Origin of the sequence: Desulfosporosinus metallidurans, assembly GCF_001936615.1 — a bacterium.
GTDB classification, from domain to species: domain Bacteria; phylum Bacillota; class Desulfitobacteriia; order Desulfitobacteriales; family Desulfitobacteriaceae; genus Desulfosporosinus; species Desulfosporosinus metallidurans.
Genome location: NZ_MLBF01000088.1, coordinates 1 through 10605, shown reverse-complemented (window position 1 = coordinate 10605; position 10605 = coordinate 1). Strand labels below are relative to the sequence as shown.

Annotated in this window: 5 protein-coding genes; all 5 read left to right on the top strand. The window is 32.6% G+C overall.

The genetic code is table 11. The annotated features are described in order from the left end of the window. The coding region (locus DSOL_RS28260; protein WP_207649673.1) for a hypothetical protein at positions 1 to 903 on the top strand (903 nt) is incomplete at its 5' end. A gap of 300 nt (positions 904 to 1203) precedes the next feature. Continuing rightward, positions 1204 to 3675: an HD domain-containing protein gene (locus DSOL_RS24555; RefSeq protein ID WP_075367362.1), complete on the top strand. Its 2472-nt coding sequence runs from the start codon at positions 1204 to 1206 to the stop codon at positions 3673 to 3675. 141 nt (positions 3676 to 3816) lie between these two features. Continuing rightward, positions 3817 to 4152, top strand: a complete 336-nt coding sequence (locus DSOL_RS24550) for a hypothetical protein (RefSeq protein ID WP_075367361.1) — start codon at positions 3817 to 3819, stop codon at positions 4150 to 4152. 100 nt (positions 4153 to 4252) lie between these two features. Further along, positions 4253 to 5899 carry a hypothetical protein gene (locus DSOL_RS24545; RefSeq protein ID WP_075367360.1) on the top strand — a complete coding sequence of 549 codons (1647 nt, stop codon included), beginning with the start codon at positions 4253 to 4255 and terminating at the stop codon, positions 5897 to 5899. A 170-nt stretch (positions 5900 to 6069) separates the two neighbouring features. After that, positions 6070 to 10170 carry an NACHT domain-containing protein gene (locus DSOL_RS24540; protein WP_075367359.1) on the top strand — a complete coding sequence of 1367 codons (4101 nt, stop codon included), beginning with the start codon at positions 6070 to 6072 and terminating at the stop codon, positions 10168 to 10170. The last annotated feature ends 435 nt before the right edge of the window (positions 10171 to 10605 follow it).

The following is a 10605-nucleotide window of genomic DNA, read 5'->3' as shown; positions in this document are numbered from 1 at the left end:
TTTTCTGCTACTCTGAATAATGATGGTGCGGCCGTGAATATGAGTGTTGATTTCTATGGGCAAGGTCAATTTCCGCCAATGGCGTTTCACAGCGAAGGGCACCAAGACAGCATGGGCATTGCCCTATTTTTCGCGCTAATGGAGAAGTTAACAACATCAGAATTCGGATTGGTTGTTTTAGACGATGTAGTTATGTCTGTCGACATTGAGCATAGGAAGAATTTCTGCCGACTTTTGAAATCGTTCTTTCCTGAACGGCAATTTATTATTACAACCCATGATAATGTATGGGCAAAAAATCTTATTAATGAAGGCGTCGTTGAGCGAAAAAATAGTATAGAGTTTTTGTATTGGAACGTGGAAGAAGGCCCAGTGACGGTTGTGGGACAAGACGTTTGGAATACAAGCCGAACCAAGGCTAAAATGGATCTTCATGGTGCTTCAGCGTTTTTCAGGCGGGAGATGGAATGTCACTTTGAAAATATCTGCGACAAGTTGCATGCACGAATTCGCTATAATAATATCCATAAATGGGACTATGGTCAATATATGAGTGCGGCATATAAAGAACTGCAAAATCTAATAAAAAAGGCTAAGCAGCAGGCACATGTTTTTAATCAGACTGAGACTATTAATCAACTTGATTTATTGGAGAGTACCTTAAAGGCGCGGATTACCACCGCTACCGCAGAAAACTGGGTAACAAACGTACTTATACATCACAATCCAGATTATGAAATATCTAAGCCGGAGTTTTTAGCGGCAGTGGATGCAATGGAGCAGTTTTGCCAGTGCTTCGAGTGTTCAAAATGCCACACCGCAATTTCAACAATATATGCTGGCGAGAACCCTGTTGCTTTAATGTGCAAATGCGGAAGTTATGCGTATCCTCTAAAACAATAATAAGCAGAATAGATTTTTGAACCGTACTCATGAACATTTATTGGGACTTCCGACAGCAAGGGGAGTGGGCATATGGAGCACTTCCACAATTGACCGAATTCTTTTCAATGAAAAATACGTTGGGACTGTACTGTGCATACAAGATAAGATATCGGGTGCTGTTCGGTTTGGCATCACTTTGGCAATACCGAAAGATGTGATGAAGCCTAAGGACGGAAGGTATAAAAGAAGGGGAAAAAGAATTCTGTTAAAATGGGTTATGTAAATAAAAGCTCATAAAAAACAGAAAGGGAGATTGGCATGGATATAAATGATTCTAAATTATATAAAATACTTATCGATAGGCAAAGCGAATTTCTGCCGAACATAAAAAATGTATTTGATTATGCAAAAGACTTATTGCCTCAAGTGATAAATGTATTTTCTAACTATACTCAACATGACGTAGACCATTCAATTATGCTCACAAACTATATGTATGATATCATTGATGATATCACCCAAATGAATGATTTGGAAATAACAATGATGATATATTCTGCTTTATTGCATGATATTGGAATGGTTGTCACAGATAAAGAAATTACGAGAATCAGACAGGATGATCCCAATATTATCGAATGTAAATATTCTGTTGTTTTACAAGCACTAAAGGATGATAAGCTAGCTCTGCAAGAATGCATTAGACCTATCCATGCCAAAAGATCGGCTTATCATATTGCCAATATGGATGAAGAAAAACAAAGTTGGTTTGTACTTCCCAATAGCACTAATATAAATTTTGATGAAGATATGCAGAAGATTTGTCAATCGCATAACGAGTCATTTCAATGGTTAAAAACTGAATTGGAGCAAGATAATTATAAAGGTAATTATTCGTATAATGCACAGTATATTGCATTGCTATTAAGGTTGTCTGACTTACTGGATATTGATGAAAATAGAACCCCTATGCATCTATATCAGTTAATTAATCCCGAAGGGTTTGGCGATTTAGAATGGCGTCAGCATTTTATAATTGCAAATACGCCTAAAATATATATAAACGAGACTACTAAACAAAAAGTGATCAGGTTATACGGTGAAAGTTCTGATCCTAAAGTACATAGAAAATTGTTAAAATACATTGATTATATCAATCAGGAATTACTGGATGCTATCAATTTATCTGATACTTTTCAAAATAAAAAGTATGCTGTTTTATTTAAATCAAATATAGAAAATAAAATTCAAACTAAAACATTCACTTTTTCTGATTTTAGGCTTGATTTAGATTATAATGCGGTAACTAAGCTATTAATGGGTGAACATATTTATGGGGAGAAACGATATGGATTGAGGGAACTTGTGCAAAATTCTATAGATGCTTGCATGCTGATGAAAGAAGTATCTCAAAAACATAAGGACTATCAATTTGAAAAGTACCAACCTTACATCAACATAATCTTTAATAGGGATAAAAAAGAGGTCATGATTACCGACAATGGTGTTGGCATGTCTCTTGATATTCTGAAAAAATATTTCTTAAATGTTGGAGTCTCTTATTATTCTTCAAGCGAGTACAAGTATAAAGGATATACCTATAATCCGATTGGTAATTACGGAATAGGATTTCTTTCGTGTTTTATGTTATCAAGTAACGTGAACGTTGAATCTAAGCGATATGATGATCAAAAGCTAAACAAAATTGAACTTGAACGAAATAGTGAATATATTTGTCTAACACAGGAACAAAGCACTAGAATGCAAGGAACCGATATAATATTAGATTTAGAGCAGTTTGCAGAAGTTTTCCCTGACGTAAAAAAGACTAAAGAATTTATAGAACTAAACTTTGTTGATTGCAGCATACCCATAAAAATATTGAACTATGAAAATGGTAATACTTCAGAAACTCCATGTGAATTAATCGGGCTAAAAGAAAATTCGGATACTATAGCAAGGCTTGATAAATACCTAAATAATATTGAGGGTTATGTTGAGCTGAATTGTAAAACAATTGGTTGTGTGGACACTTTAGAAGATTTTGATGGCGATACGAGTTACGTATATATATGTGATAAAGATATTCTAGTCCAGGAATCTGAGATAGAACTGAATATAAATGATTTCGTTCATGATGGTCAGATAGCTTATCTTAAAGTGCCTATCATTTCAAAAGAAGCTTCGGATAAATTCAACAATTTCTTAGACGTTCTGGATGACTTCGATGAGGCTATAAACAAATTAAGTGACGTTGATTATTTGGAAATATTCTGTACAGATGAAGATGAACTTGTAGAGGAAACAATTGAAAATTCTAGTGATTCAATAATCGGAGAATATTGCTTTGAAAATCTATGTAGAGAACATGGACATTCTTCCAATTCACCAACTCGCACAAAAAAAGTTAGTTGTTTGGCAATCAATGATGATATTAATAAAGTATTGTTATATGAAAAATCAAAGGGATTCGGCCAATATTCATGGATAAGAACAGATAAGGTATTTATAAAAAATGTCCTTATTCCCGATTTTTCAATTTCAATTCCAAGTATAATTAATGGAATAAACTTAAAATCTGCGCTTTTCAATATCAAGAACAAAGCTATTATACCTAATGTATCCAGAAACAACGTGCAGAAGAGTGATACCGAAAAATTTTCATATGCTGTCGGAAAAGCTATTCACCTATGGGCTTTAGACAATGTAAAACTTGAGCCAAGTGAAAGGGTTCTTTTAAATAAATTTATTAGTAAGTGTTATTCAGAGAGCAATGAATTTATATCTTAGTTCAAATTTAGATTTAGACCAGGCAGTCCAGTATAAGAAGTAATATTATTAAGACGAAGGTTTGTAAATAGTCGTTGAATGAAGTTAAAGCTATGTGCGGGAATTTAAAGAAATATTTTATTTAGCTTGGAGGTGTAACACATGGGAAGGTACACAGATGAAGATATTAGAAAATTCCCTAAAATCACTTGCAAAATCGCAGCTGATTATCTTGGAATATCGCCAATGGCAGTTAGTATTGGCATGAGAAATGATCTGCTGCCCATCGGGTTTGCTATCCACAATGAAGATAAGTATTCCGATAGCTGGAGCTACCAAATCATTGCTGAACGGCTGATTGCGTATAAGTATGGGAAAATATCGGAGGTTCAGGTTCAGAATATAGAAAAGAGCCTGAACACAATTATTTCTCAATTTGAAGAAATGAAAAAAGACTTACTTTTTATATTAAGCGAAAACGCGGAACAAGAGACTTGAAATTATTTGAGTACGCGTTTTCGCTGGATATAGAGAAAGATATCTGAGACCCAAAATACTCCATATCGGATCTGAAGAAATTAGAGAAAAGAGGGGTGCTATGCCTGAAGAGCAATTCATTAAAATAAGCAGAGAAATTTTATATAATGAAATATGGGAAATTTCAGCAGCCGGTGTTGCTAAGAAATATAACGTTCCATATGTAGAGTTGCTTAGGCTATGCAAAGAGATAGAAATTCCTATTCCACCCTCTGGATACTGGACTAAATTAAACTTTGGAAAGCCGGTAGAAAAAATCCCATTACCGAAATCGTCACAAAGTGAAGTAATACTTCCTATTAATGTTGAATCCAAACGTTCTAAGTGTTCTGCTAATTCGGAATCTGCCGATGCTAAGAATAATGAGGATAATAAATCAGACATAAAAGACTCAGAAGCTGGAATTGCAATTGAAGATGCTGAGGAACAATCGGCGAGTGAAGTAACTGACGAAAATGATAATAGTCAGCTTACTAATCGTACAGTGTCAGGCCAATGGAATACGTATAACAGAGAAAAATTGTACGAGGAAGTGTGGGCAAAACCAGTAGTTCAAGTTGCGGTTCAATATGGTGTATCTGATGTAGCAATACATAAGATTTGTAAATCTCTCAATGTTCCTGTTCCACCTAGAGGTTACTGGGCTAGGCTGCGTGCTGGAGAAAAAATGAAAAAAACTCCTCTTCACGTTGCTAAAGGGATTACGGAAAAAACAGGGTTAAAATCTTTCGCAGGGGTAAAAGAGTCAATTGCACTACAACAAACACTTGCTTTTTTAACAGAAGAAGAACGTCAGAAGGTATTGCTTGTAGCTGAGAAAATTCAGGTATATGGCGAAAATACAAAACTACATAAAAAAATCATATCCTATCACACTAAAGTAAAGGAGTGGAACAAAAACGACAGAAAACCTGAAGGTGCTCAAAGAAGCTTTAAAAACTATACAAATCGTCCGCCATTTCTAGCAGGTGTTATTTCGAATGAAACACTTCCGCGCGTTTACCGTATTCTTGATGACATTTATCGTCAAATTGAGATGTTGGGCGGTTCTGTTAATGATGATCTTTCACTTACAATTAGAAATGAAAGTGTAAGTCTTGAAATATTTGAGGCTCAAGATGAAGTCAAACATGAAATCACCAGACAGGAAGCACAGGAATTACTTATCTATGAGGATGCAAAGCGCCATAACAAGTGGGCAAGTCAGCCCAATATTCGAAAATATGATTACCTTTTCAATGGGAAACTAAGAATTTGTATTCGTCAAAGCCGGTACTTTAGAGATTCCGAAAAGGAAAAAGTAGAATCCAGACTCGGTGATATGCTGATAGAGCTTTATGAAGAATCTGAAGTGGTTCGCAAAAATCGCGAAGCTTATGAGGAAGCTAAAAGGAAAGAAGCTGAAGCGAAAAGGCTCCGTGAAGAGCGTAAAATTCGATATAATGAGGAAGTTGATAAGACTATTGCATTAACAAATATGGCACAAGACTATGATATAGCCAGTAAAATCAGAGTTTATATAAATGCATTGGAATCAAAAGTAGATATGAATGATGAAAAAACTGCTGAATGGATTGATTGGGCAAAGAAAAAAGCTGATTGGTTTGATCCAACAGTAGCGAGGGAAGATGAATTGTTTGGAACGCGGGAGCATGAAAAGAGTGAGAATGAGAAAACTCTGAAAAAAGCTGGAAGCTACTGGTGGTAATGTAGAGGATAAAGTCATTTAGTTTTATGTGATTGCGGTTGGAGGCTAACATATCCTAATAGTGCTTCCTTACTAGATAACAAAATCTTATAACTGATAAGATAAAATTCTCAATCTTTTTATTGGAGATTTTATTCTTATTAGATTTGTACATTGTTGAGAGGTATAATATGGTAGAGATAAACTGGAAAAAATTTGAGGTCAAACATCCTAAAGCTACAGATGCTTTCGAAAGCATGTGTTATTTCTTATTTTGCCGTAGATATGGAATAAATGAAGGAATTCGTACCGACTTTAATCAAGTGGGGTTGGAAACAGAACCTATTAAATATTCTGATGAAAAATATTATGGTTTTCAAGCTAAATTTTTTGAGAAAAATATAAGCTACACAAATATTGAGCATTCAGTGGACAAGGCATTAGAGAATTATAGTAATCTTAATCATATAATTATTTACTTAAATCAAGAAGCTCAGACCTCATGTGATACTGCAGTAAGCATTGAAACAAAGTGTAAAAACAAAGGAATTACGGTTGAGTGGTTTTTGCCAAACAATTTTAAGATTGCTTTAAATCAGCCGAGTAATTTGGATTTAGCGCAATTTTACTTTGGTGAAGCAGATATTTTAGGTTTTATTTCAGATGCTAAGAGTATTCGAATGAGTACGCTGTTACAATCAAGAGAATATTTAGAATTAGATTTGTCTAGCACAGAAAAAAGATTATCCATAACAGAATATGCAGATGAGATTATCCAATCAGATAAAAGGCTACATTTATTCACTGGTTCGGCTGGAACGGGCAAAAGTGTTTGTATGTGTAAGTTGCTGCATATTTATGGTGGTCTTGAGGAAGCAACACTGGAAGAGCAGATTATAAAAATACAGACAATTGGTGCAGTGCCGGTCTATGTTAATTTAAATAATACAGCATTAGAAAGTTTAGAAAACATTATCGCACATTATAAAAAAGATTTTTTTATTGGAGATAACAGTAATAAGTTTATATATTTGCTTGATGCTTTAGATGAAATACCAAATACTAGGATTACTTCTACTCTATTATTTATTGAGGAATTATTAGAAAAAGAGTCTACAAAAAAAATAATCATTTCTACAAGATTGTCGAGTTATAATAAACATATTTTAAAATCTACATTTTTTAATTTTGATGAATATACAATTGATAGATTAAATAATGAACAAATACTTTGTTATTTCAGAAGTAAAGGAAATGAAGAAAAAAGCGCAAAACTTTCAATGCTGGTAAATGAAAATCAGAAGTTTGTGGAAAACGTTCAAGATGTACTTACATTATCATTATTGTGGAATCATATAGAGAAAATCAATAATAAAAGTTCATTAACAGATTTAATGAAGTATAGTACTTCAGAAATATTAAAAAACATTCATCATAGAAAATATTTAGAATCACTTAATTTGCCAAATCCTAAAGAAGACTGGATTATTGAATTAAATAAAAAAATAGCTTTTTTGTTATTTGAAAGAGATATCTCAAGCATCGGATACTCTGATTTATATGATATTATTGGAAAACTCTTTCCTAAATGCGATTACAACTCCTTGAATGAAATAGTAGGATATCTGGCAGATAGCTTTTTTGATATTACGACTACGAATGAATCATATACTTTTGCGTACCAGCACAGACGCTTTGCTGAATATTTTACCACACTAGAATTAGAGAATAAAATAGAAAAGGATTTGAATTATCTTAGAACTCAAAATATCATAATAAATGTTGACTTGTTTAAAAAGATGTTAATCCCATATCTTCAAAATAAAGCATTAGAAGAAAAAGATTTACCTCTTGCTTTTTTAATTGGGCTTTTTAATGTATATCTTGGTAATGACAGGGCTTGGGGTGTTGACAAATCGTTTTACTTTTGGTCTGATTGGATTGTTTTCTCTATAGTATCTCAAAATAATCAGATTTTTGAAAGTATTGCTCAAGATCAGTCTTTACCTTTTCAGGAATTCTTTAAGTATATTCCTGAAAAAATTATTCACCATTTATCTAGCCAATCAGTTAAAGCATCACTAAATGATGAACTGAAACAATTCTTTAAGATTTATGTTTCATTAATTAGCTACATGAATAAATTTGATAAACAAAGTTATTTAACCAGTATGTTATCTACCTATAGTGAAATTATGAAAGTAGCACAAGAGAAAAAATATTACTATAATTCAATTTCAGTTAAAGATAATAATTCTGTATGGAGAAATATTACTTATATTAATACTGTTATAAAAAAAGCTAATATTAATGAAATAATTGATACAGCCATAGAAAAATCAAAAGAAACAAATATCGATAATTTATTTAGTGAGTATTTGTCTACAGATTTATTATATTTAAGTTCGCTATATTATAATCTTATCCTATACTATACTGATAAATGTTCCGATATTGTTAAGAGAATGAACTTAAATCAATTGAGTGTTTTTGCAATCGCAATGGCTAAACCAGAGTGCATCAAAAGAATATTTGAAAATACTTCACTATTACAATCTTTGAAAGTACAATGCGCAGCAGAAGTGATATTAGGAAATCTCAGTGGGGTCATGAATGTGGCATTAAAAAGAGTTTTAGAACTGGAATTAACTGAGAAAGAGATTGCATTAGTACGGGAATATTTTAATAATAACAAATTTCTAAGCGCATCTGTATTTTGGAAAGACCATTGTGATACAGTAGCTTTATTGCTGAATGCTTTTAAAGAAGATGAAATGAGGTATGAAGTAGACTTATCAATAAAGAAATATGCAGAGGCATACTTAGGATTTATAAAAATGATAACAAAATCATACTCTATTTCAAAGTTTGTTAGATATATAAAATCAAATTTGTTTAATAATGATGAGGCTGATTATTACATTAGGGTTTTATTGGGTAAAGCCTTAGCACTAACAGATGACGAAGATATTCACATTAAGGGGGCAATCGCCTACTTAAATAGCATTCATTATAATGGTGGTATATTAGTAATTTATCATACAATGAAATTATTTAACTCTAATAGATTTGAAAAATTACTGAGTATTACAGATCTTAATAAGCTGTATACATCTAAGATTTATCAAGATATTGATTTTACAAGTACGAGTGATTCCTTATTCATGCTGTCTTTTATTATGTCTAAACATAATGATACTTTTAGCTATGAGTTGCTTCTCAAAGGCGTAAGCAATGGTATCATGAGAATGAACGATGGAAAAGATACTATCGGAGATTACAAGTTGCTTGCTTCGCTAGAAATATTATTGAAGCATAACTGGATTTCATCAGATATGCTGATAAACTATTTAACAAGAATATTAAAGATTGCAGGAGTAATGAATTCGCATCATATAGAAAATGATACACATGGCATAGTAATGAAATTATTAGCAGAATATAATTTTGATGCAGCTCAATTTTATTACGAAAAAATTTCTACTTTACGAGAAACTTATAATCTAATTCACCTAGAATATGCAATGTCCATGGTATATAGAGGCTTGGACATTAAGCAGATCGAAAAGTGCTTGCAAAATATATCTACTGAATATGATAGATTTTATCAAAAGTTAAGTTGGGATAGTTTTTATTATAAAATAGAGGTATATTTAAATATTGCAAAGACAGACTTTTATTCTGAATATGAGCAGAAAGAATGTTTTGAAAAAGCTAGTGAAGAAATACAATCATTAGTAGATGCAGGATGGGAAAAAGAACTTAAAAAAGCGGAATATGAAATTTATATTCAATTGTGCACAAAGTATAACAAGGAAGTGGATGTAGAAAAAGAAAAGGACATCAAATATCCTGTCAGTACAAAAAAAGAACCTAAAGTAAACGCTTTAGATGCTTTAAAAAAGATAGAACAAGAAGCGGAACTTAAAGGGTTTTTTATGGAATTAGAATCAAATTATTTGCTTGATAATTTTGAAGTTAATGATTTGTTTATTGAAAAATGTTTCGACATTTATGGAAACATAGATGCAATATTAAGTTTGCTTATAAAATTTCATTATCCAAGTAGTACGCAATACACTTATAATAGTGGGTACTTTTGGATGACGGTAATTTCAGCTCTTAAAAATCAAAAATCTAAAAATAGTATGGTCGACTATCTGATAAAAAGTGGCGGCGGTCACGACGGATTTAGTGAGTTGATAAAGATTTATGGTTTCTTGGATAATAAAGAAATTTGCATTAGAGCCTTTAATACAATGTTAGGTTGCATAGAGTTTTTACTGTGTTAAAAAACTACATTGTATGCCTAATATAGGACTGAACTTAAAATAATGGAGCCTTCCGCCAAGGAATAACCAGCCACCTACGACATCATTATTGTACACTCAAGGCATGTTGAGATTTGCACATGTTTGTCGAAAAAGTGAGTGGTAGTATGTATAATAGGAATAGAAATTAAAAAAGTGGTGAGTAGCACTTAATTAGATTTATCTATATAAAGTTCATCTGGATTGTAGCCACAAGGCACGTTGAAACGATAACTCGGATAAATCGTGCTTAAATCCGCTTGTAGCAAGGGTTTCAGGCACTTTGATTTACGGCCTAAAAAAAGAAATAAAATGTACCCTAGAAAATGGACAGCAGTGGGTTTTCAAAACCCTTCATTTTGGACAGGCGGATTTTCAAAACCCCTAAACTCGGACAGGTGGATTTTTGAAACCCTT